At 55.7% G+C, this 21,666-nt stretch carries 24 protein-coding genes; 16 read left to right on the forward strand and 8 right to left on the reverse strand.

The annotated features are described in order from the left end of the window. Positions 1 to 5: 5 nt before the first annotated feature. Positions 6 to 482 (forward strand): nuclear transport factor 2 family protein, encoded by a 477-nt coding sequence (locus QQJ87_RS13405; protein ID WP_284282364.1) that lies wholly within the window; start codon positions 6 to 8, stop codon positions 480 to 482. A 4-nt stretch (positions 483 to 486) separates the two neighbouring features. Here the strand turns inward: QQJ87_RS13405 and QQJ87_RS13410 are convergent, their stop codons facing one another. Both QQJ87_RS13410 and QQJ87_RS13415 read right to left on the reverse strand, forming a co-directional pair. Further along, positions 487 to 1,122 (reverse strand): NrsF family protein, encoded by a 636-nt coding sequence (locus QQJ87_RS13410; protein ID WP_284282365.1) that lies wholly within the window; start codon positions 1,120 to 1,122, stop codon positions 487 to 489. A gap of 1 nt (position 1,123) precedes the next feature. Then, on the reverse strand, positions 1,124 to 1,696 hold the full coding sequence (locus tag QQJ87_RS13415; RefSeq protein WP_284282366.1) for a sigma-70 family RNA polymerase sigma factor: 573 nt from the start codon (positions 1,694 to 1,696) through the stop codon (positions 1,124 to 1,126). A gap of 104 nt (positions 1,697 to 1,800) precedes the next feature. Here QQJ87_RS13415 and QQJ87_RS13420 point away from each other — a divergent pair, with 104 nt between their 5' ends. Continuing rightward, positions 1,801 to 3,951, forward strand: coding sequence for a dihydrolipoyl dehydrogenase family protein (locus tag QQJ87_RS13420; RefSeq protein WP_284282367.1), 2,151 nt, complete (start codon positions 1,801 to 1,803; stop codon positions 3,949 to 3,951). 93 nt (positions 3,952 to 4,044) lie between these two features. Continuing rightward, positions 4,045 to 4,560 (forward strand): hypothetical protein, encoded by a 516-nt coding sequence (locus QQJ87_RS13425; RefSeq protein ID WP_284282368.1) that lies wholly within the window; start codon positions 4,045 to 4,047, stop codon positions 4,558 to 4,560. Positions 4,561 to 4,563: 3 nt separating this feature from the next. On the opposite strand, the gene leuA is transcribed toward QQJ87_RS13425, so the two are convergent. Next, a complete protein-coding gene (gene leuA, locus QQJ87_RS13430; protein ID WP_284282369.1) occupies positions 4,564 to 6,249 on the reverse strand; it encodes a 2-isopropylmalate synthase in 1,686 nt (561 codons plus the stop codon). 166 nt (positions 6,250 to 6,415) lie between these two features. Here leuA and QQJ87_RS13435 point away from each other — a divergent pair, with 166 nt between their 5' ends. The 6 genes from QQJ87_RS13435 to QQJ87_RS13460 all read left to right on the forward strand — a co-directional run bounded on the left by QQJ87_RS13435 (position 6,416) and on the right by QQJ87_RS13460 (position 10,167). After that, positions 6,416 to 6,880, forward strand: coding sequence for an Lrp/AsnC family transcriptional regulator (locus QQJ87_RS13435; RefSeq protein WP_284282370.1), 465 nt, complete (start codon positions 6,416 to 6,418; stop codon positions 6,878 to 6,880). A gap of 55 nt (positions 6,881 to 6,935) precedes the next feature. After that, positions 6,936 to 7,973, forward strand: coding sequence for a putative solute-binding protein (locus tag QQJ87_RS13440; RefSeq protein WP_284282371.1), 1,038 nt, complete (start codon positions 6,936 to 6,938; stop codon positions 7,971 to 7,973). 30 nt (positions 7,974 to 8,003) lie between these two features. Then, positions 8,004 to 8,444 (forward strand): MarR family winged helix-turn-helix transcriptional regulator, encoded by a 441-nt coding sequence (locus QQJ87_RS13445; protein ID WP_284282373.1) that lies wholly within the window; start codon positions 8,004 to 8,006, stop codon positions 8,442 to 8,444. 86 nt (positions 8,445 to 8,530) lie between these two features. Continuing rightward, positions 8,531 to 8,953 (forward strand): organic hydroperoxide resistance protein, encoded by a 423-nt coding sequence (locus QQJ87_RS13450; protein ID WP_284282375.1) that lies wholly within the window; start codon positions 8,531 to 8,533, stop codon positions 8,951 to 8,953. An 80-nt stretch (positions 8,954 to 9,033) separates the two neighbouring features. Then, positions 9,034 to 9,468, forward strand: coding sequence for a YqaA family protein (locus QQJ87_RS13455; protein ID WP_431310105.1), 435 nt, complete (start codon positions 9,034 to 9,036; stop codon positions 9,466 to 9,468). A gap of 102 nt (positions 9,469 to 9,570) precedes the next feature. Further along, positions 9,571 to 10,167 (forward strand): hypothetical protein, encoded by a 597-nt coding sequence (locus QQJ87_RS13460; protein ID WP_284282377.1) that lies wholly within the window; start codon positions 9,571 to 9,573, stop codon positions 10,165 to 10,167. Here the strand turns inward: QQJ87_RS13460 and QQJ87_RS13465 are convergent. Continuing rightward, positions 10,128 to 10,706, reverse strand: coding sequence for a phosphatase PAP2 family protein (locus QQJ87_RS13465; protein ID WP_284282378.1), 579 nt, complete (start codon positions 10,704 to 10,706; stop codon positions 10,128 to 10,130). The two genes, QQJ87_RS13460 and QQJ87_RS13465, sit on opposite strands and share 40 nt — an antisense overlap. 176 nt (positions 10,707 to 10,882) lie before the next feature. On the opposite strand from QQJ87_RS13465, the gene modA reads away from it, so the two are divergent. From modA to QQJ87_RS13485, 4 genes are all read left to right on the forward strand, one after another. Continuing rightward, complete coding sequence (modA, locus tag QQJ87_RS13470) at positions 10,883 to 11,674, forward strand: molybdate ABC transporter substrate-binding protein (RefSeq protein WP_284282379.1); 792 nt, start codon at positions 10,883 to 10,885, stop codon at positions 11,672 to 11,674. 3 nt (positions 11,675 to 11,677) lie between these two features. Then, positions 11,678 to 12,346 carry a molybdate ABC transporter permease subunit gene (modB, locus tag QQJ87_RS13475; RefSeq protein WP_284282380.1) on the forward strand — a complete coding sequence of 223 codons (669 nt, stop codon included), beginning with the start codon at positions 11,678 to 11,680 and terminating at the stop codon, positions 12,344 to 12,346. Next, a complete protein-coding gene (locus tag QQJ87_RS13480; protein WP_284282381.1) occupies positions 12,343 to 13,455 on the forward strand; it encodes an ABC transporter ATP-binding protein in 1,113 nt (370 codons plus the stop codon). Before modB ends, QQJ87_RS13480 begins: the two co-directional genes overlap by 4 nt. Positions 13,456 to 13,526: 71 nt before the next feature. Then, positions 13,527 to 14,381, forward strand: a complete 855-nt coding sequence (locus QQJ87_RS13485) for a MurR/RpiR family transcriptional regulator (RefSeq protein WP_284282382.1) — start codon at positions 13,527 to 13,529, stop codon at positions 14,379 to 14,381. A gap of 17 nt (positions 14,382 to 14,398) precedes the next feature. Here the strand turns inward: QQJ87_RS13485 and QQJ87_RS13490 are convergent, their stop codons facing one another. From QQJ87_RS13490 to edd, 4 genes are read right to left on the reverse strand one after another with little or no spacing between them, the layout of a single operon-like run. Continuing rightward, a complete protein-coding gene (locus QQJ87_RS13490; protein WP_284282383.1) occupies positions 14,399 to 15,268 on the reverse strand; it encodes an SMP-30/gluconolactonase/LRE family protein in 870 nt (289 codons plus the stop codon). 5 nt (positions 15,269 to 15,273) lie between these two features. Continuing rightward, a complete protein-coding gene (locus tag QQJ87_RS13495; RefSeq protein ID WP_284282384.1) occupies positions 15,274 to 16,800 on the reverse strand; it encodes a glucose-6-phosphate isomerase in 1,527 nt (508 codons plus the stop codon). A gap of 52 nt (positions 16,801 to 16,852) precedes the next feature. Then, a complete protein-coding gene (gene eda / locus QQJ87_RS13500) occupies positions 16,853 to 17,476 on the reverse strand; it encodes a bifunctional 4-hydroxy-2-oxoglutarate aldolase/2-dehydro-3-deoxy-phosphogluconate aldolase (protein ID WP_284282385.1) in 624 nt (207 codons plus the stop codon). A gap of 1 nt (position 17,477) precedes the next feature. Beyond that, positions 17,478 to 19,256: a phosphogluconate dehydratase gene (gene edd, locus QQJ87_RS13505; protein ID WP_284282386.1), complete on the reverse strand. Its 1,779-nt coding sequence runs from the start codon at positions 19,254 to 19,256 to the stop codon at positions 17,478 to 17,480. A 102-nt stretch (positions 19,257 to 19,358) separates the two neighbouring features. Here edd and zwf point away from each other — a divergent pair, with 102 nt between their 5' ends. The 3 genes from zwf (at position 19,359) to QQJ87_RS13520 (ending at position 21,654) form a co-directional block, all read left to right on the forward strand. Next, positions 19,359 to 20,849, forward strand: coding sequence for a glucose-6-phosphate dehydrogenase (zwf, locus tag QQJ87_RS13510; RefSeq protein ID WP_284282387.1), 1,491 nt, complete (start codon positions 19,359 to 19,361; stop codon positions 20,847 to 20,849). Between the two features lie 36 nt (positions 20,850 to 20,885). Continuing rightward, entirely contained in the window at positions 20,886 to 21,362 is a 477-nt protein-coding gene (gene bfr, locus QQJ87_RS13515) for a bacterioferritin (RefSeq protein WP_284282388.1), read from the forward strand. Between the two features lie 91 nt (positions 21,363 to 21,453). Next, entirely contained in the window at positions 21,454 to 21,654 is a 201-nt protein-coding gene (locus QQJ87_RS13520; RefSeq protein ID WP_284282389.1) for a (2Fe-2S)-binding protein, read from the forward strand. Positions 21,655 to 21,666 lie beyond the last annotated feature (12 nt).

Genomic DNA, 21,666 nt, shown 5'->3' on the forward strand with positions numbered 1-21,666 from the left:
TGAAGATGAACAACATTGAACAGCGCCCACCGTTTCCTCCCTTTTCTGTGGAAGACGCCATCAAAAAGGTCCGCATGGCCGAGGACGGCTGGAATGGCAAAAATCCGGAGAAAGTGGCCCTGGCTTACACGCCTGACAGTCAGTGGCGAAACCGCTCCGAGTTCCCGAAAGGTCGAGCAGAAATCATCGAGTTTTTGACCCGCAAATGGCAAAAGGAAAAGGATTACCGCCTGATCAAGGAATTGTGGGCCACAGCAGGTAACCGCATCGCAGTGCGCTTCGCCTACGAATGGCATGATGAAAGCGGGCAATGGTGGCGTTCTTACGGCAATGAAAATTGGGAATTTGACGAAAACGGATTGATGGCCAAACGTCACGCCAGCATCAATGACCTGAAGATCGCCGAAAGCGATCGTCTGTTTCATTGGCCCTCAGGCCCCAGACCTGCAGATCACCCGGGGCTGTCGGAGCTTGGCTTGTAATCGCTTACCAGCGCAGGAATCGGCTGCCCAGCAGGGCACCCAAACCAGTGCACAGCAGGATGCCCGCGGTGTACCAGATCGAGATGAAGGTCAATGAGGTTTCAACACACGCCAGTGAATAACCCATGGCACCCAAACCGCCAGCCATCAAGCCGCAGGCGGCACCGCTCAACATCGGGCGGGTAGGGGCCAGTTGTCTGGCTGCCCACAAGGCCAGTGCAAGCGCGGGCGCAGAGACTGTCAGAATGGCCCAAGGGCAGACCAGGTAGGATCCGCCGAACAGGGCTTTGTGCACTTCATTGGCTGGGGTGTTCAGGTAATTGCCTGCGCCGATCAAGGCCACCAGCACAGCCAAAGCTGGCAATAACCGTGGGGGTAGGCCAATTTTCACCCCAGGCTTGCCAAGCCTGACCATGCAAATACCACCCAGCAGTGCCAGTGTGGTGGCATAGCTCAGCTTGGCCCACACTGCAATCTCGCTGAACATCTGTAGCGGAATCAAACCCAGAACCGAAATGGCAATGGTTGCGGCCAGCAATGGGCCAAGCAGCAATGCGGGGCTCAGGCTTTTCAGCGCAAGTGCTTTGGGGGCAGGGCCGGCGTTGTTGGCCAGCATGTTCATCAAATCATCGGTTTTCATGTCAGGTACTCCTCAAGCGCGCTGCCAGTGCTTTCAAGCCCCTGTGCACCTGCACCTTCACGGCAGCCACACTGCTGCCGGTTTGTCGCGCCGCTTCTTCAATGCTCAAGCCCTCCAGCTTGGTCAACTCAATCGCCACCCGCTGTGCATCGGGCAGCTTGTTCAGCAGTTGCCCCACATCCCGTGCTGCTGACTGTTCGGCCACCTCAGAGGCCAATTCACTTTCATCCACCGAATCAATGTGGTCGTGCAGGGCCTCGGTTCTGCCTCTTCTGCGGTGTAAATCCACCAGTTTGTGACGAGCAATGGCAAACATCCAGGCCGACACCGGGTAAGCAGGGTCGTAAGTGCCGCGCTTGTTGTGCAGCGCAATCAGTGTTTCTTGCACCAGGTCTTCGACTTCGTCAGGCAGGCCTTGCAGCTTGTTGGCAAAAAAGGCACGCAGGCGTTGGGTCATCAGGGCCAAGGCGGACCGGTAATCGGCCGAGTTTCCACCCTGTGCGGACATCCACAAAGGGCGAAGCTTCGTTTCAAATGGGTCAGCGTTCTGGTTGTGAATGAATTCGTCAGGCATGAACAAAAGGTTACAGGAATTTGCTGCGCGTTTTAGTGTAACCGAAGCTTGATGCCAGACGTACTTGTGTGCACTGCAACTGAAAATTCAACGGACCCCAATTCATGAAAAAATTGATCATCCTGGTGGCCATTGCGGCCATCTTTCTGGCGGCGCATTATTTCGGAATCGACAGCTACCTGACTCTGGACGGTTTGAAGCAAGGGGTGAATCAGCTACAAACCCTGAACGCCACCCAGCCCTGGCTGGTTGTTGCAATCTTCTCAGCCATTTACATCGTGCTGACGGCGGTCTCTTTTCCGGGGGCGGCCGTCATGACCCTGGGTGCAGGCGCACTCTTCGGTGTGGTGGGTGGCACCATTGTGGTGTCGTTTGCGTCCACGATTGGCGCAACACTGGCTTTTCTGGCCAGCCGCTACCTGTTGCGTGATTATGTCGAAAGCAAGTTCGGCAGCCGCCTGAAAGCATTCAACACCGGAATCGAGAAAGAAGGCGCTTTTTACCTGTTTACCTTGCGACTGGCGCCTGTGGTGCCTTTTTTTGTGATCAATCTGCTGATGGGTTTGACAGCCATCAAGACCAGAACCTATTACTGGGTCAGCCAGTTGGGCATGCTGGCAGGCACCGCCGTGTATGTGAATGCAGGCACACAGCTGGCCAAAATCAGCTCGCTAAAAGGCATTTTGTCGCCGGGGCTGTTGATTTCATTCACCTTGTTGGGCTTGTTCCCGCTGATCGCGAAAAAAGCACTGAACCTGATTGCCAAGCGCAAGGTGTATGCGCGCTGGAAAAAGCCTGCCCGGTTCGATCAGAACCTGATCGTCATTGGCGCTGGGGCCGCGGGCTTGGTGACGGCCTACATCGCCGCCGCCGTCAAGGCCAAAGTCACGCTGATCGAAGCCCACAAAATGGGCGGTGATTGCCTGAATTATGGCTGCGTGCCTTCCAAGGCGCTGATCAAATCGGCCAAACTGGCACACCAGATGCGCCATGCCGACCGTTATGGCTTGAACGCTGCCACGCCCGCACTCAGTTTCAAAGCGGTCATGCAGCGTGTTCACAAAGTGATTGCCGACATTGCGCCGCACGACAGCATTGAGCGTTACACCGGCCTGGGCGTCAATGTTGTGCAGGGTTATGCCAAATTGATCGACCCTTGGACGGTCCACATCAAACACAACGACGGCCGTGAAAGCACCATGACAGCACGCAGCGTTGTGATTGCCGCTGGTGCACAGCCTTTCGTGCCGCCATTGCCGGGTCTGCAAGACGTGGGTTATGTCACCAGCGACACCCTGTGGGACGAATTTGTCAAACGCAATGAGCCACCCAAGCGGCTGGTGGTGCTGGGCGGTGGCCCCATTGGTTGCGAGCTTGCCCAAAGTTTTGCGCGTCTGGGGTCTACTGTCACGCAGGTTGAAATGGCGGATCGAATCATGATCCGCGAAGATGTCGAGGTGTCTGATCTGGCCATGAAGTCGCTTCACGCCGATGGTGTGAATGTACTGGTGGGTCACAAAGCCCTGCGTTGCGAATTGCGGGATGGGCGCAAGTTCCTGATAATGGAACACACGGGCCAACAGATCGAACTGGAATTTGACGACCTGCTGTGCGCCGTGGGCAGAAGCGCGCGCCTGACAGGTTATGGCCTGGAAGCGCTGGGCATCGACACCCATCGTGTGGTGCAAACCAATGATTATCTGGAGACCCTGTACCCCAATATTTTTGCGGCAGGCGACGTGGCAGGTCCTTACCAATTCACGCACGTGGCTGCGCACCAAGCCTGGTATGCGGCTGTGAACGCCTTGTTCGGCCAGTTCAAAAAATTCAAAGTGGATTATTCGGTCATCCCATGGACTACCTTCATTGATCCAGAAGTGGCGCGCGTCGGCTTGAACGAAGCCGATGCCAAATCACAGGGCGTGCCGTTCGAAGTGACCCGTTACGGCATTGACGACCTTGACCGGGCCATTACTGACAGCGACGCCCACGGTTTTGTCAAAGTTTTGACGGTGCCTGGCAAAGACAAAATCTTGGGTGCGACCATTGTGGGTACGCATGCGGGTGATTTGTTGGCCGAGTTTGTGCTGGCCATGCGCCATGGTTTGGGCTTGAACAAGATACTGGGCACAATCCACACCTATCCAACCCTGGCTGAGGCGAACAAATACGCGGCGGGCGAGTGGAAACGCGCCCACGCGCCCGCCAGAGTGCTGGCCTTGCTCTCCAAATATCACAATTGGCGATTGGGTTAGGTGTGACTTAACAAATCTTTACGGCTTGTCGGGTCAACTCCTACGGCAACTGGTTCGTTTTATAGGGGACACATTCGAATTGGAGTACTTAAAATGAAAAAAATCAGTAAAACAATCAGTCTGTTGGGTGTTGCTGCCACCTTGGGTTTGGCCAGCGCGGCAGCCAACGCAGGAGATCTTGCCATTTCTGTGGGCGTAGGCGGTGAAGTGCTGCCCGGCGTGTACGGCACGGTGAACGTGACCAATGCACAGCCACAATTGGTGATCGCTGACCCGGTCATCATTGAGCGTCGTGCAGTGTACGGCCCTCCAGTGTACCTTTCTGTGCCCCCAGGGCACGCCCGCCACTGGGAGCGTTATTGTGGCCGTTACAACGCCTGTGCTCGCCCGGTGTATTTCGTAAGGTCACCTGAATATCGGGATTTCAGCCCGGCCTATATTGAAAGCACTTACGTGATACACGATTATCATTATGACCGAGATGATCGGCACGAGTACCGCGAATATCGCGAAGACCACGACGGTTGGCGCGGTCGCGGCGATGACGATGACGAGGGTCACGGACATGGTCACGGCCATGGCCATGGCCACGGTCATGACCGCGATTAAAGTCTAGTTTGTTTTTGCGTCAGCGGGCTCCGGCAGGCTTACCTCCAGCCGCCGGGCCAGGCTGATCAACGCCATCACCGATGCGGTGGTGGTGTTTCTGTGTATCCCCACCCCGAATCTTGAGCCTTGCACGCCGCTGGTGCTGCCTTCAACAATGGCGATTGCCAATGCATCTGCACCGCTTCCCATTGATCGCTCCTCAAAACTAAGCACTTGCATGTCCACGCCAAGGGCCTTGCAAGCCGCTTCGACCGGGCCACTGCCTGCCGCTTTGCGGGTTTGGGCGTCTCCTTGCCAGCGCCAGCTTAAGTCGATGATCTGCTGATCGTTCGGCCCCTCTTGCAAATGGTGACTGATGTAGGTCAATTCCGTGTGCTCTGCACGCAAATACGTGTTTTTGAACAGTTTCCAGATTTCTTCCGAGCTGACTTCGGCATCGGCTGCTTCAGCATGACGCTGCACCACAGCGCTGAACTCCACCTGCATGCGGCGCGGCAGCACCACACCATGGTCCTTTTCCAGCAAATAAGCCACGCCGCCCTTGCCACTTTGGCTGTTGACGCGGATCACGCTGTCATAGGTGCGGCCCAAATCCGCCGGGTCAATTGGCAAATACGGCACCTCCCAAATGGCGTCGGCCTTCTGTGCGGCAAAGCCTTTTTTGATGGCGTCCTGGTGTGATCCTGAAAACGCTGTGAAGACCAAGTCGCCGGCGTAGGGGTGTCGAGGATGGGTCGCAATCTGCGTGAATTCTTCCACCTCGCGGGCAACCGCGTTGATGTCCGAAAAATCCAGCCTTGGGTGCACACCCTGGGTGTACAGGTTCAAGGCCAAAGTCACGATGTCCACATTGCCGCAACGCTCTCCATTGCCAAACAGGCAGCCTTCCACCCGCTGTGCCCCTGCCATTTGAGCCAACTCGGCGGCGGCAACACCCGTGCCCCTGTCGTTGTGCGGGTGCACCGACAGCACCACATGTTCACGCTGGTTCAGGTGCCGGTGCATCCACTCTATCTGGTCGGCGAATACATTGGGTGTGGCGTTTTCAACCGTGGTCGGCAAATTGATGATGACTGGCCTGCCTGGCCTGGCATTCCAGGCCTCGATGGCCGTGTTGCAAGCCTGCAGGGCCACGTCCAGTTCAGTGGCCGAGAAAGTTTCCGGGGAATATTGCAACACCCACTCGGTCTCGGGTGCCGCGTCGGTCAGCTTTTTCAAGTAGGCCACCCGGTCTTGGATCAATTGCATCACCTGCGGCACTTCCATGTTGAATACCACTTTGCGCCACACGGGTGCGGTGGCGTTGTAGAGGTGGACAATGGCGCGTTTGGCGCCACGCACAGACTCTACAGTGCGCGCAATCAGATCCTCGCGCGCTTGAGTGATGACCATGGGTGTGACATCGTCGGGTATGCGTTTTTCATCGATCAAGCGTCTGACGAAGTGGAAATCGGTCTGGGAGGCTGAGGGAAAACCGACCTCAACCTCCTTGAATCCGATGTCAACCAGACGCGTGAAAAAGCGGATTTTGGTTTCAACACTCATGGGCTCGAACAAAGCCTGATTGCCATCGCGCAAGTCAGTGCTCAGCCAAACGGGTGGTTTGGTGATCTGCTGGCTTGGCCATTGCCTGTCGTGCAAGGCAATGGGCGGAAAAGCGGTGTACTTCGTGGCGGGCTGGTTCAACATGATTTTTAAAACTCAAAAAGGGCTTCAACGAGGCCTATCTTACGCAGTCCACCTTGAAATGTGCTTGCGAAATTGCCTCGATAAATGCCGTTTTTGAATTTATATATTATTTAAAAATTCTTTTAAGGCATAAAATTGCGTTGCATGTGAAATATCAGGAGCTTTCATGAATCTCGATCGTTTTGACCTTCAAATTCTCGAAGTCTTGCAGGCTGAAGGGCGAATCAGCAATCAGGACCTGGCCGATCGAATCGGCCTGTCCCCCTCGCCTTGTCTTCGACGGGTTAAAGCCCTGGAAGAGGCGGGTTACATCGTCGGCTATCGAACCATTCTGGATGCCAAAAAGCTGGGCCTTTCGTTGATGGCCCTCATTCACATCTCAATGGATCAGCACACCCCCGAGCGTTTTGCCCACTTTGAAGCTGAAATTGCCCAGGTTCCGCAGGTGCTTGAGTGCCTTCTGATCACGGGCCAAAGCGCTGACTATCAGTTGAAAGTGGTCGTGCCCGACATGGATGGATTTCATCACCTTTTACTGAACAGAATTACCCGAATTGAAGGGGTAACAGGGGTACACTCCAGCTTTATTTTGAGGCGTGTTGTCGACAAAACCAGCCTGCCGGTTGCTTGAGTGCGGTGTACACTCGCAGTGCATTGCCAAACCATTTAAAAACGATGGAGACACCATGAGGGTACATTCACACTTTGCAGCCGGTCTGTTGATTGCGCTGTGCAGTACGTTTGGGGTTGACGCGGCGCAGGCGGCACCCGCTGACAATCTGGCTTTCAAGCCGGTGATGTGTGTGTTTGATGTTGTGGGGCAAAACGGCCCGGCGTTTGCATTTGCCAAAGATTACGCACTGACAGCCCGAAAGTGGGGTGCAGACATCAAGTTGGAGGCCTACACCGACGAACGGCTTGCGGCAGAGGACTTCAAAACCGGCAAGTGTGACGGCATGGCAGTTACCGCGCTGCGTGCCCGTGCCTTCAACAAATTTGTCGGCAGTATCGACGCCATTGGCGCGGTGCCCAGTTACAAACACTTGAAGGCCATTATTGATTTGTTGGCCACGCCGCAATCGGCCAAGTACATGCATTCCGGCGAGTATGAAGTGGCCGGCATCATCCCCTTGGGTGCGGCGTATGTGTTTGTCAACGACAAGTCGATTGATTCCGTTGAAAAGGCGGCTGGTAAAAAAATTGCCGTGCTGGATTACGACAAATCGCAGGCGCGTATTGTGCAACAGCTGGGTGCTCAGCCCGTGTCCTCTGAAATCATCAACTTTGGCACCAAGTTCAACAATGGGCAGGTGGACATCATCAATGCACCGGCTGTGGCCTATCAGCCGCTCGAACTGTACAAGGGCTTGGGCAAGAAAGGGGGAATTTACCGGTTTCCGCTGGTTCAACTGACGGCAGACCTCGTGATTCGCACAGACAAGTTTCCGCCGGGTTTCGGGCAAAAGTGCCGTGAATTCACGGCGAGCAAGTTTGACACAGCCGTGGCCACCGTGGACAAGTCCGAAGCCAGCATTCCGGTGCGCTACTGGCTTGATATTCCGCCGCAGGACAAAGACAAATACGACGTCATGATGCGCCAGGCACGCATTCAACTGACCCAGGAAGGTTTTTACGATCCGAAAATGATGAGCATACTCAAGAAAATTAGATGTAGACTGAACCCAAGTCTTGGTGAATGCGCCTCAACCGAGGAATCTCAATAAATTTCAAGGCTTTAAGGAATTGGATGAAGTATGACCAACAAGGATATTCTTGCGCTTGACAATCAGCTGTGTTTTTCGCTGTACGCCACCTCGCTGGCCATTACGCAGCTTTACAAGCCGATGCTTGAACCTTTGAATCTGACTTACCCGCAGTACCTGGTCATGATGATTCTCTGGGAATCCGACGGAGTCAGCTTGAATCACATCGCCGGGCTGCTGGGTCAGCAGCCTGGTGCCATTACGCCTGTGATCAAACGGCTGGCCGAGCAGGGTTACCTCAACAAGTCCCGTTGCGAAACAGACGAGCGTCAACTGCAGATATGCCTGACTGACGAGGGGCGGGCACTGAAAGACAAGGCTTATGACATCAACAACTGCATCGTCAAGCAATGCGGCGTTGAGCGGGCGAATTTGATTCGCCTGAAAACCGAGCTGGACGACATTCGCCGACGAATTGTAGCGGGTGAATAAGGCCTGAGTTGAAATGGGATTTGACAGAATGCACAAATACCTGAATAATAGTTATCGCAATAACTAATCGGAACGGGAGAATTATCATGCAAGCCATTTACACCACACAGGCCACATCCGTCGGCGGACGCGAAGGCAAATCAGAAACCTCAGACGGTCGTCTGAAAGTGCAATTGAGCACACCGAAAGAGCTGGGCGGCAATGGTGGCCCTGGCACCAACCCGGAACAACTGTTTGCTGCAGGTTACTCAGCCTGTTTCATCGGCGCCATCAAGTTTGTAGCAGGTCAGGACAAAATCGCCTTGCCAAAAGAGCCCGAGATCACCGGGCACGTGGGCATTGGCCAAAACCCCAAGGGCGTGGGTTTTGCCTTTTCAGTGGAATTGCAAATCAAGCTGGAAGGTCTGGAAAAAGCCAAGGCCCAGGCCCTCGTTGAAAAGGCCCATCAGGTGTGTCCTTACTCCAACGCAACACGTGGTAACGTCGACGTGGTGCTCACCCTGCTGTAATGCGTTACAGTGCCAGCTCGCCATGGGCTGGCTACCAATGAAAGGCCACCCTCGGGTGGCTTTTTTCATGGGTGTTTGTCATGTGGTCATATGGGGTTTTGTTTGCGTCGTCTTTCATCGCCGCAACGCTTTTGCCGATGTATTCCGAGGCAGTGCTCTTCGAGCTTGTACGGCAAGGGCACCCGCTGGCCTGGTTGTTGTTGGTGGCCACCCTGGGCAACACCCTCGGTGCACTTCTCAATTGGGCACTGGGCCGCTATTTGCTGCGTTTTCAGGACAGGCGCTGGTTTTATTTGAAACCTGACAAAATGGCTGGGGCGCAGCGGTGGTTTAACCGGTTTGGCTATTGGTCGCTTTTGTTCGCCTGGCTGCCCATCGTAGGGGATCCACTGACCTTTGTCGCAGGGGTCATGCGCGTGCGGCTTGTTCCGTTTCTCGTGTTGGTCACCCTTGGTAAGGCGGCGCGCTACATCGTGGTCGTCGTGTTGTCTGTTCAAAGCCTGAACTGGTTTTAAGGGTGTACGCAAAAGGAGGGGAGTCCTTTCGGGGGAAGGTGGGTGAGGTTAATCAAAGCTAACCTAAGTGCATCGTGTTTCCATGCAGTGTGAGGTTTCATCATGAAATTCCTGACTCCATTTTCCAGCAATTGGCGCGTCGTCAGTACGGTGGAAGACACCTCTCGACCCGAGACTGAGGCTTGCTTCTGGGAAACCCTCGGCGCCATGTGGTTCAATTCGGTGTGGCTGGGCACTGACTCCGATGGTTCTAATTTCCGGTATCGTGCCACCAAACTCGCCTTGCCGCTGGCTGCACAAATGGGGTTGTATTCACTGAAGCTGGGTAACATGGTGCCCAAACTGCGTGAAGAGTTTGTGCACAGCCACGATGGGTTTTTCCCGTCGAAGTCCGAGTTGGACATCCGTTTGGCGACCCTCCTGAGGGCTGCGGACAATTTTGAATTCGAGTTTTTCTTTGGCGGATTTGAGCAAGCTGCAAACGCCAGCAATGAAGCACTGGGTGAATGCCGTTTGGACATTGCCCTTGCCCGCTTTTGTGGATTGCGCCGAAGGGCAGATTACCTGACCCAGCCCGGCAGTGACATTCAAGCCAGCACCCGCAGCGCCGCTGTGGCTGTGCTTACCGAAGCGCACCATGCGTTGCTTGATCGCGAAGTTCAGGCTTTGCGGGCCGAGCGTGAGTTGAGCTTTGCCTGAGCCATTTCCCAGATGAATGCCATGCACTGCGCCACTGCCCAACACACCCATGCAGTGGCCAGTACATGACTCAGAAAATGTGCGCCACGCGCAATTTGCACAAAACAGGCCAGCGCGCCTATTGACACCACAAACAGCACGATCTGCCAACGCTTGACCCCGGGCAGTGCGAGTGGTGCAAACAGCCAGGCAATCCACATAAAACCGACACTGGCATGGCCGCTCGGAAAACATCGGCCAGGACCGGTCAGGTCAGTGAACGGCCCCCCAAAATCCTGAAGATCCCAAGGGCAACTGTGCGTTGAAAGCGACTTGAACACAGACACGAGAAGTGCCGCCAATAGGGCAGTGACCAGCAGATAGAGGCGTTGAGAGTGCCCTGGCTTCTGGCGCTTGACGAGCGTAAACGCCAGCAAACCCAACCACAGACAGACCGAAAAGTATTTCAGCCCCGAATGCAATGCCACAGCAAACAAAGGGTTGTTTTTCAGCGGGAATTGGTGGCTTGCTGCGTCATAGAAAAAATCACTGATGAACAAGTCGAGTCGAGTGGGGTGGGGTAGGCCAAAAACTCCAATTCCCGACAGTATCAGAAGCAGCCATGCCGCCCAATGTGAAGGTGCTTTTAAAACTTGTGTGGAAGTCAAAGGTGAAGTCGCCGATTCAGGGTGGGTTGCTCTTAGAATGTGGAGAGTGTATCAAAAAGGGTTTCACCATGCGTTTTCCTCGCCTCGGCTGGTTGTCTGTCTTTCGATTCATCGTGAGCCTTGCCATCATCACGGCGTCGCCTTCGAGCTTCGCGATGGACAAGGTGACGGTGGCCGCCGCCGCAACATTGAGGTTTGCACTGGCCGACATCGCCAAGCAGTATCAGGATCAAACGGGTCAGCAAATTGATCTTGTGTTTGGGTCATCCGGTAATTTTTACAATCAGATCTCACAGGGGGCACCGTTTGATTTGTTCATGTCTGCCGATGAGGATTACGTGCTTAGGCTTCAAAAGGCCGGCAAAGTGAACAATGCGGGTGTGGTGTATGCGCGTGGGCAACTGGCTTTTCTCGTGCCCAAAGGCGGAGCGGTCAAGGCCGACAGCCAGTTTGACGACCTGCGCAAAGCGCTGAAAGACGGCCGCCTGAAGCACTTCGCAATTGCCAACCCAGCCGTGGCACCTTACGGTGAACGAGCCCAGGAAGCCCTGGAGCACGCGGGTCTATGGCAGACCATCCAGCCCAAGCTGGTGACTGGTGAAAACGTGGCCCAGGCTGCCCAGTTCGCCTTGTCTGGATCGACTCAAGGAGGCTTGGTTGCGTTGTCACTGGTGATGTTACCCGACGTTCAGGCCCGATCAAACTACGCGGTCGTGCCGGAGCAGTGGCACAAACCGCTGTTGCAGCGCATGGTTTTACTGAAGCCTGAGAACACCGCTGCAAGCCGTTTTTACACTTATCTGCAAGGCGATGCAGCGCGCAAGGTGCTGCAGCGTTACGGTTATGGAGTCGGGCAGTAAGCCATGGACTGGTCGGCCTTTTCACTGTCTGTGGTATTGGCCATGTCCACCGTGGCTGTGCTGTTGCCGCTTGGCCTGCTGATTGCCCGCCTGCTTGCCTACCGACAATTCGCGGGCAAACCGCTGGTTGAGGCGCTCATTATCCTGCCGCTGGTTTTGCCACCCACTGTACTGGGCTACTACTTGTTGCAAGCCTTTGGTCAGCATTTCTGGCTGGGTCGCCTGTTTCAGGCGGTGTTTGGTTATAGCCTGAATTTCAGTTTCAGTGGTTTGCTGCTGGCCTCCGTGATTTTCAACCTTCCCTTCATGGTTCAACCCCTGCAGCGGGCTTTTGAGTCTATCCCTGTCAGCCTTTATCAGGCGGGCCAACTCTGCGGCTTGTCGTTCTGGCGCATTTTTACGCGCATTGAGCTGCCGCTGGCCTGGCGCGGTGTGTTGTCGGCGCTGGTTCTTACTTTCGTGCATACCTTGGGCGAATTTGGCGTGGTGCTCATGATTGGAGGCAACATACCGGGGCAAACGCGCACGCTTTCCATTGCCATCTACGACAGTGTGCAGGGGTTTGAGCTGGAAAAGGCTCAAGCGATGTCCTTAACCCTGCTGCTGTTCTGTCTGTTGGCTGTCGCCGTTTTGTATCTCTCGCCACGTCAATCAAAAGGGGCGCGGGCGTGAATGAACTAACGGTCGATGTTCAGCTGAATCGCCCAGTCGCCCTGTCGGTTCGAATTGATTGCAAGCCTGGGGAGCTGCTGGCCGTCGTTGGTCCTTCGGGGGCCGGTAAAACCAGTTTGTTGAAGGTGCTTGCCGGTTTGATGAATCCGCAAATGGGCCAGATTTCCGTGGGCGAGGCGGTGTGGGTTGATTGCCAGCACAAGATTTTCAGGAAGCCCAGTGAGCGCCGAGTTGGCATGGTGTTTCAGGACTATGCGCTGATGCCTCATCTCGACGCTGCCGACAACGTGGCCTTGGCGCTGGATCATTTGCCGAAAGCCACGCGCAGAGCCGAGGCACTGGTTTGGTTGAACAAGGTGCGACTCACGGCCGGTCAGGCGCATCGCAGGCCTCAGGCCCTTTCAGGCGGGCAGCAGCAGCGTGTGGCACTGGCGCGCGCGCTGGCGCGGCAGCCTGCCTTGCTGCTGCTGGACGAGCCGTTTTCTGCGGTGGACCAGATGAACCGTCAAAGCTTGTACGGCCTGCTGGCTGAGCTGCGTCAGCAATTGAATATTCCGATTGTGTTGGTGACGCACGACCTGAATGAAGCCCGATTGCTGTGTGACAGGCTGGTTGTGCTGGACGAAGGGCAGGTGTTGCAATCCGGCCCGCCTCGTGAGGTGTATCGCCGCCCCCGAAACATGCGGGTTGCTGACTTGCTGGGCATTCAAAACCGGTTTCAGGGGGTTTGGCTGGGTGAATCAGATGAACCGGGTTGGGGGCGCCTTGGCTGGATGGGGCAACACGGTGAGTCCATTGAGCTGCTGGCCTCTGACAAAGGAAAAATTCCGGCTGGTTTCGAGGTCAGTTGGGTGATCCATGGCGACGGAATCAGGCTGTACACGGGTGGAGATTTGCCTGCACATCATCGATTGTTTGAGGCCAGTTTGAGTCGTCATCGCGATCTGGGCGAGTTGTCCATGCTTGAGTTGTCAATCCATCATGCACCCAGCCTGATTGTTCGGTTGGCACTGTCCGGTCCTGAGCGCCTGCGTTTGCAGGCGGGCCAATCTGTGCAGCTAGTGATGGACTTGTCTTACATCCACATCATGCCCAAGAAACAACACTGAGACAGCAGTGTATTAAAAATTCACGCGAACAGGTATAAAGTGTAACTTTATTACCTGCTGTGCTGTCACTTATGAACGTACTGGATCGCATCACCGGTCAGCTTGACAGTTTGAGCCGGGCCGAACAGGCCGTGGCTCGCCTCGTGTTGCACGACCCGGATGCCTTTTTGCGGGCGCCTGTCAGCGAGGCTGCCAGTCTGGCTCGGGTCAGCGGTCCGACTGTGGTGCGGTTTTGCCGGTCGTTGGGTTACGAGGGCCTGAGTGATTTCAAGCTCAAGCTGGCCTCCAGCCTCAGTCGGGGCTCTGCTTTTGTCCACCAAAGTGCGACCCCCAAAGACAGCGACGAGGCACTGATCCACAAGGTAATCGGCCAGACCATTCACACCCTCGAACAATTCAAGCTGCATGCACCCGTTGAGTCCATTGCCCAGGCTTCTCGGCAGTTTGTGCAAAGCATTCGCAAAAAAGGCACGCTGGTGTTTATGGGGGTGGGCAATTCGGGGATGGTGGCGCAAGACGCACAGCACAAGTTCTTCAGACTGGGGTGTCACACGCAGGCTTTGTCGGATGGACATTTGCAGATCATGCAGGCCCGCATGTTGAGTGACAAAGACACGCTGTGTGTCATTTCCAATTCAGGCAAAAGTCGCGTGTTGATTGACGCCTGCAAGCTTGCTCAGGCTCAGGGTGCAGGGGTGGTGGTTATTAGCCAGTCGCGTTCACCACTGGCCAGGCAGGCCGACCTGTTCATTGCTGCAGATCACCATGAAAGCTATGAGCAATTCAGCCCGATGAGCTCCCGCATTCTGCATTTGTCGATTGTGGACATTCTGGCCACAAAGGTGGCGCTGGCCCTCGGGCCTAAAATGCAGTCGCACCTGGCTGGATTAAAAGACGCCTTAATCCGAACCCGTTACGTGAAGTAAAGCCGAGAAGCAAGCAATCAGACCACCTGATTTTCTGGCAGCGCCTGTGCTGAAACACGGGCGGCGATCAGACTGGCCTGCTCGAAACCCGGTCGGTTGGGAAAATCAAGGTCAGGCTGAGCTGAGCACACCATCATTTCGTCGCCATGGGGGCCGCCCAAGCAAGGCATGGTGGGCCGCGCCAAGGGCAATTCCACCTGTTCAACCAGTGTTCCTGCTGCATTGAATCGGTCCAGTCGATAGCCCTCAATGACTGCCACCCAATAGCTGCCGTCCGCGCTGACCACTGCGCCATCGGGTCGCTCGGTGCCTTCCGTGTAGGTGTGCAGCAACTCCCGTTGCCCCAGTTCGCCTTTGGCAAGATCAAAGGCATAACGCCACACGGCGCGCTGACGGGTGTCAGTGAGGTACAGCCAGTGGTTGCATGGTGAAAAGGCCAGCCCATTGCCAACAATCAGTCCGTCAACCATGGCTTTGGCCTGGCCGTGTTGCATCCGGTACAGGGCCGCGGTCGCCGGTTGTCGTGCATCCACCAGGGAACTGACCCAAGCACGCCCGGCCGAATCAGCCTTGCCATCGTTGAAACGGTGCTTGGTCGAATCGAACGGTGCGTCCATTGCCCGGGTCAATTGATTGGCCTGCATGCGCCAAGCGCCTTGTCGGCCATACGCCATCCAGAGGTCGGGCTGGCTGGTTGGCAGCACGCAGGCAATTTCATCGGGCAGGGCGATAACTTCTACCCTTTGAAGTGGCGAATTCAACAGCGATTTTTGTTTCAGGCGGTACAGCTTGCGTTGTTTGATGTCGAGCCAGGTCCAGCCCCCGTGGGCGTACCTCGGACTTTCCGCCAGTTCGCAGCGTGGCACTGCAAGGGCGGTCCAGTCCATGGTGTTTATTCGCCGCATTGCTGGTGCTTCATCAGCGCCAGCAAGTGCCGGGTAACCGGGTCTTTGGGGATGGCTGACAATTGGGTCCAGCAGGGTTCAATCTGCTCGGCAATGGTTTTGCCCAGTTCAACGCCCCATTGGTCGAAGGGGTTGATGTCCTGAATGGCCGCCAGCAGTGTGGTGCGGTGTTCCCAGGTGGCCAGCAGGCAGCCCAGTGAATACGGGCTTAGCCTGTCGAGCATCAGCACATGCACAGGCCGTTTGCCGGGGCAGGTGCGGTAGTTGATTTCAGGGTTGTTGCGCTGCTCGTCGGTGTTCAGCCTGCCGTTGTAAAACGCCTCGGCCTGCGCCAGAAAGTGCGACAGCAAAATCTGGTGGCTGGGTTGGTCGTCGTGCGCTGGGCACACCACAGCCAACAGCTCGACTGCACATTCAAGGGCTGACTGGTGCAGCATCTGGAAGAAGGCGTGTTGGCCATTGGTGCCCACATCGCCCCACAGTGCGGGGCAGCCGGGTGTGCCCAGCAGTTTGCCTTCGTTGGTGACGCCTTTGCCCAGTGATTCCATCCAGAGTTGCTGCAAATAGGGCACCAGCAGGCCCAGCCTGGAGTCGTAGGGGCTGAGCATCAATGATTCAATGCCTTGCTGTAAATTGTAGTAATCGCAAATGGCCAGCCACGCGGGCAGGCTGTCCGCAACGGGGCTGAGTGCCACGTGTTCGTCAACCAGCGCAGCACCTTCCAAAAATTGATTGAATACCGCGTTGCCGAATTTCATGCGAATGGAGGCGGACACTGGCCCCCACAGGGAAAACCGGCCTCCTACTTTTTCACTGAATTCAAAAACCCGTTGCCGGTCGATGCCAAATTCGATCGCCTTGTCCGGTTTGCAGGTGATGCCGACCAGTGCGGCTTCTTCGAACTCGGTACCGGCCTCACGCAGCCATCGTCGCACATGGCCTGCATTCAAGAGTGTCTCTCGAGTGGTGAATGATTTGCTGACAATGGTGACCAGCGTGCGGGTCGGGTCGAGTCGTGCAAGTCTTTCCTGCACCTCGTGATAGTCCACATTGCTCAAAAAGGCGATGCTCAGGTGAGGATGTTGCCCCTCCAGCTTCAAATGGGTGAAGACGTCATCCAGCAATTGCGGCCCAAGGTCGGAGCCGCCGATGCCAATGTGAACGATGTGTGTGTAGGTTTCACCCTGTGGTGTGCGGTATTGGCCGTTGCGCACCTCATCGGCAAAAGCCTCGAGTCGGGTTTTGACGGATGTGGCCTCATCGATGTCGATTTGGCAGGCGTGTGCAAACAGCGAATAGGCGGCCGGGGCCGCGGCGGCTCGCAAGGCCCAGTGATTGGCGGTGCGGCCCTCAGAGGGATTGACGGCTTTACCGGTGAATTGGCCAGACACCATGGCCTGCATGCGTCGGACTTGCTGGTCGCTGAGCAATTCGCCCAATGATTCGGCTGCGAAACGCTGCCGGTCCAGGTTGATGGTCAGGGGGCCAAGTCTTTGGGTCAGTGATGATTTCATTGAATAAAATAAATAACGTGCACGTCGTGACGGGAGCACTGCAAATTTTCGACTAGTCTAAACCAGCCCACACCTGAATGGATTGCGATGCGCGAGTCTGAACCACTTCTGTGACATTTTCTGGGGGCAGATTGCTGCTTAGCCAGGAACCGCCGACTGCAATGACGCCTTTCACTGATTTCCAGGCGGGGCAGGTGTCCATTGAAATGCCGCCTGTGGGAATAATACTCAGCCCTTGCAGTGCCGCCAGCAGACCTTGCAGTGCAGGTGGCCCACCCGCCGCCATGGCCGGGAAAAACTTCAGTGTTTTGAAGCCCAGTTCCATGGCTCGCATCACCTCGGAGGCGGTGGCCACGCCCGGTATCCAGGGCAATTGATTTTGCAGGGCGTGCTTCGCCAACGCCTCGGTCAGGCCCGGTGAAATAAACAACGTAGCGCCTGCGTTGGCGGCCTGCTCAAATTGTTGCGGGGTCAACACGCTGCCCGCCGACACAGCCATGTCTGGAAAGGCCTTTGCGACCTCGGCAAGCGCCTCAAGCGCAGCAGGTGTTCGCAGTGTAATTTCAATTTGCGTGATGCCACCCTGTTGAAGCCCTTGGGCAATTTGCAAGGCCTGATCGACCGATGCGGGGTTGACCACGGGCAGAATGCCTTGTCGAAGCCAGCTTGAAATCATTTTAAAATTCCTCAAACAAATGGGTTGCGCCCTGTTCAGCCCCGCTGACGGCCCGTCGCCAGGCGTTGAAATAGGAACGCCCCAGGTTGCCCGATCTCGCCGGCATGGTTTGCACGTTGCGATTTTTTAAATCTGCGTCGGTTTGAAGGACGCCGTGGTCCGCCTCAATTCGAATCAGGTCTCCGTCGCGCAATTTCCCAATCGGGCCGTCTTGCATCGCCTCCGGACTGACATGAATGGCGGCCAGTACTTTGCCAGACGCGCCGCTCATGCGTCCATCGGTCACCAAGGCAACGGCCAGCCCACGGTCTTGAAGCACGCCAAGCACGGGCGTCAGTTTGTGCAGTTCAGGCATGCCGTTGGCCTTGGGGCCCTGATGAATCACCACCACCACCACATCCTGTGTGAATTCGTCGCGTTCAAAGGCTTCAATGACTTCGTGCTGGTCTGAAAATACGCGGCAGGGTGCTGTAATGGACCGATTGACTTGTTTAACCGCAGACACCTTGCACACGCTTCGACCCAGGTTGCCCTGCAGAAGCCGGATTCCGCCATCGGATTGAAAGGGTTGGGTGTGAGGGCGCAAAACGTCCAGATTGCTGCTTTGTGAACTGGCTTGAAGCAGCCCATCGAGACATTCGCCCAGGCTGCAACCGAAACTGGTCATGGCACTGCCATCGACAAATCCCCCTTCAATCAGGGTGCGCAGTAAATAGGCTGTTCCGCCTGCGGCGTGAAAAGCGTTCACGTCTTCGGTGCCGTTGGGATAGACCCGGGTCAACAGCGGGGTGACGCTGGAAATTTCATCGAGATCCGTCCAGTCGATCAAATAGCCCGCTGCGCGCGCAACCGTGATCCAGTGAATGGTGTGATTGGTTGAACCACCCGAGGCCATCAAGCCCACCAGCGCATTGAGCAGGCTGGTCGAATTGACCAGTTCAGCCAGTTTCAGGGCATTCCTGTGGTCTGAGGCAGCCGCCCGGGCTATGGCGTGGACACTGTGCTGAATCAGGCGTTCTCGTTCAGGACTGTTGGGGGCACAGAATGCCCCTCCCGGGTATTGCAGCCCCATGAAGTCCAGCATCAACTGGTTGGAGTTGGCTGTGCCATAAAAGGTGCAGGTGCCACTGGAATGGTAGGCTGCCTCTTCCGCACGAAGCAGGGTGGCGCGGTCCGCTTTGCCCTCAGATGCAAGCTGTCGTATTTTTGCCTTCTCGGGATTGGACAATCCCGATGACATCGGCCCCGCCGGAATGAATACAAAGGGCAAGTGTCCGAATGCCAGTGCACCAATCAACAGGCCCGGTGCAATTTTGTCACACACCCCCAGTAATATGCCGCCATCAAACACATCGTGTGACAGACCCACACACGCCGACAGGGCGATGACATCGCGTGAAAACAGTGAGAGTTCCATGCCTTCACGGCCTTGCGTAATGCCGTCACACATGGCGGGTGTGCCCCCAGCCACTTGTGTGGTGACCCCCAATTCTTGGGCATACCCTGCAATTTTTGCCGGATACATTGCAAATGGTTGATGGGCAGACAGCATGTCGTTGTAGGCAGTGACAATGCCCAGATGCGGCGCCTTCTCCACCGCAATCTTGAACTTGTCGGCGGTGGGAAATACGGCCGTGGCGTGGGCCAGGTTGGCGCATCCCATGCTGGTTCTTGGACTGGGCCCGGCGGGCAGGCTGTTGAGGTATTGCGCTCGCGAAGCGGCCGACCGCTTTTCAATCCGTTGACGCACTTTCAAGAGTGTGGGGTGCAATGGCGACATGGATGGGGTCCGTTCAAGTGCTTGTACTGAAGCAGTCAATGTAACATAATTACAGAAAATTGATAATTGTCATGTAACCCATTTTCCTCTTCAAGGACGCTCATGGTCGAACCCTCAAAAGCAGCCTGTTACGAACCCAATGCTGTACCCCTGTGTCCTTTTACCTTTGTTCTTCACGGCGCCGCCGGTGATCTGGCCAAGCGGAAAATCATTCCTGCGCTGGGTCATCTGGCTGCAACCGGCTATTTCTCAAGCGACTCGGTGCTGGTGTTTGCCCAGCGTGAGGCGCTCAGTGCCTCTGAATGCCTGGCCGAGGTGGATGCTTTTCTGGCCCGCGCGGGCGACGACAGCGCACGGCAAGCCATTGCTGCCCTGAAGCCTTATTTCAAGACAGTGCAGCTCAGCCTGGGTGGCCCCACTGCCAAGGCTGACCTGGCAGCAGCGTTGCAGGGTTGCCCGCCCTTGGTGGTGCATTACGCCGCGCTACCCAGTTCACGCTTCACCGATTTGCTGGACTGCCTGGATGAGTGTCGTGACCCTGAGCGTTTGCGCCTCGTCCTTGAAAAGCCGCTTGGATTCAATGCCTCAGAATCTGCCGTGATTGAAAAGGCGGTGGAGGCCAAGCTGGATGAATCGCAGGTTTACCGAATCGATCATTATCTGGGTAAACAGGCGGTGCAGAATCTGCTGGCTTTGCGCCTTGGCAATCGAATTTTTGAGCCTTTGCTGACACGCGAGCACGTTGCACACGTTCAGATCACCGTAGCAGAAGACTTGGGTGTTGAAGACCGTGCCGGCTTTTACGAACAGGCAGGTGCCCTGCGTGACATGGTTCAAAGCCACATGTTGCAGTTGCTGGCCACCGTGGCCATGGAGCCCCCGGTCTCATTGGAGGCCAATTCCCTGCGCGATGAAAAGTTAAAAGTGCTGCGTTCGTTGAGAGTACCGAAGGTCAGTTCACCCGCTGAAATTGTAGTAGGGCAGTACGCCGAGGGTTACGTTCGGGGTCAGCCGGTGCCCGCGTATCGCCACGAAAAAGGCGTGGCCGAGGACTCCAACACCGAGACCTATGTGTCGTTTTGCACCGAGGTGCAAACCTGGCGCTGGGCGGGCGTGCCATTTTTGTTGCGCACCGGCAAGCGCATGCCCAAGCGCTTTGCTGAAATCGTGATTCAGTTTCGTGATGTGCCCAAACCCCTGTTTGAGCCAGTGGGCGGCATGTGGAGCGGCAACAAGTTGATTATTCAGCTGCAACCCGATGACAAGCTCGAGCTGCAGTTGTTGGCCAAAACGCCGGGCGAGCGGGAACGCTTGCGCCCGGTTTCGCTGGACCTTGATTTTTTCAACACCTGGCGAATACCCGTTCGCGACGCGTATGAACGGCTGTTGACCGACATTTTACGCGGCCGCCTTGGCCTGTTTTTGAGGCGTGACGAGGTGCAGGCCCAGTGGCACTTTGTGGATCAGATCATGGGTAATTTGCATCAGTTGGGCGTCAGCCCCGCGCCTTACACCAGCGGCACGTTTGGCCCGCCAGCAGCCACGGCGATGGCCTTGCGCGCCGGGGCCTTCTGGTCTGAAGATGGGTTGTAAGGGTTATACTGCAAACTTTCAGGAGGACAACACCACATGAAAGGTTCCGCACAAGTGATTGCGCAACTGAATGCGCAATTGAAAAACGAGCTGACTGCCATCAACCAGTATTTTCTGCATTCCCGCATTTATGGCAACTGGGGGCTGGAAGGGCTGAAGAAGAAGGAATACGACGAAAGCATCGGCGAAATGAAGCACGCCGACTTGCTGATCGAGCGCATTTTGATGTTGGAAGGTTTGCCCAATCTTCAGGACCTGGGCAAGTTGATGATTGGCGAAAATACCCAGGAAATTCTGGAAAGCGACATGCGACTGGAAATTGCCTCGCAGGCCACTGTGAAAAACGCCATCGTGGTGTGTGAGTCCGAGCGTGACTTTGTCTCTCGTGAGATCTTCCAGACTATTCTGGACGACACGGAGGAACACATTGATTGGCTGGAAACCCAGTTGGAATTGATTCAGCGGGTTGGTCTTGAAAATTACCAGCAGTCCATGATGAAGCCTGAAAGTTGAGCCGCGGATTCAAATTAAAATAAAGCTTGATATCAATAATAAGAATCGTTATTATTTGTATTGAGATATTTGATTTGACTCCGAGGACAGTATGATCGTCTGCATTTGTGCCAACGTCAGTGACCGCGCCATTGCCCAAGCCGTCAGGGAGGGTGCAAGTACCGTGGACGACATTACCATGACCACTGGTGCCTGTTCAGGTTGCCGTCAGTGCCACGGACATTGCCAAAGCGCAATTGACGCGCACCACGTTGTGCAGGTGGCGATGAAGGACAAAGAACTGGCACCCTAAATTCGTGTTCGA

The organism is Limnobacter litoralis, from assembly GCF_030160455.1.
Taxonomy (GTDB): Bacteria; Pseudomonadota; Gammaproteobacteria; order Burkholderiales; family Burkholderiaceae_B; genus Limnobacter; species Limnobacter litoralis.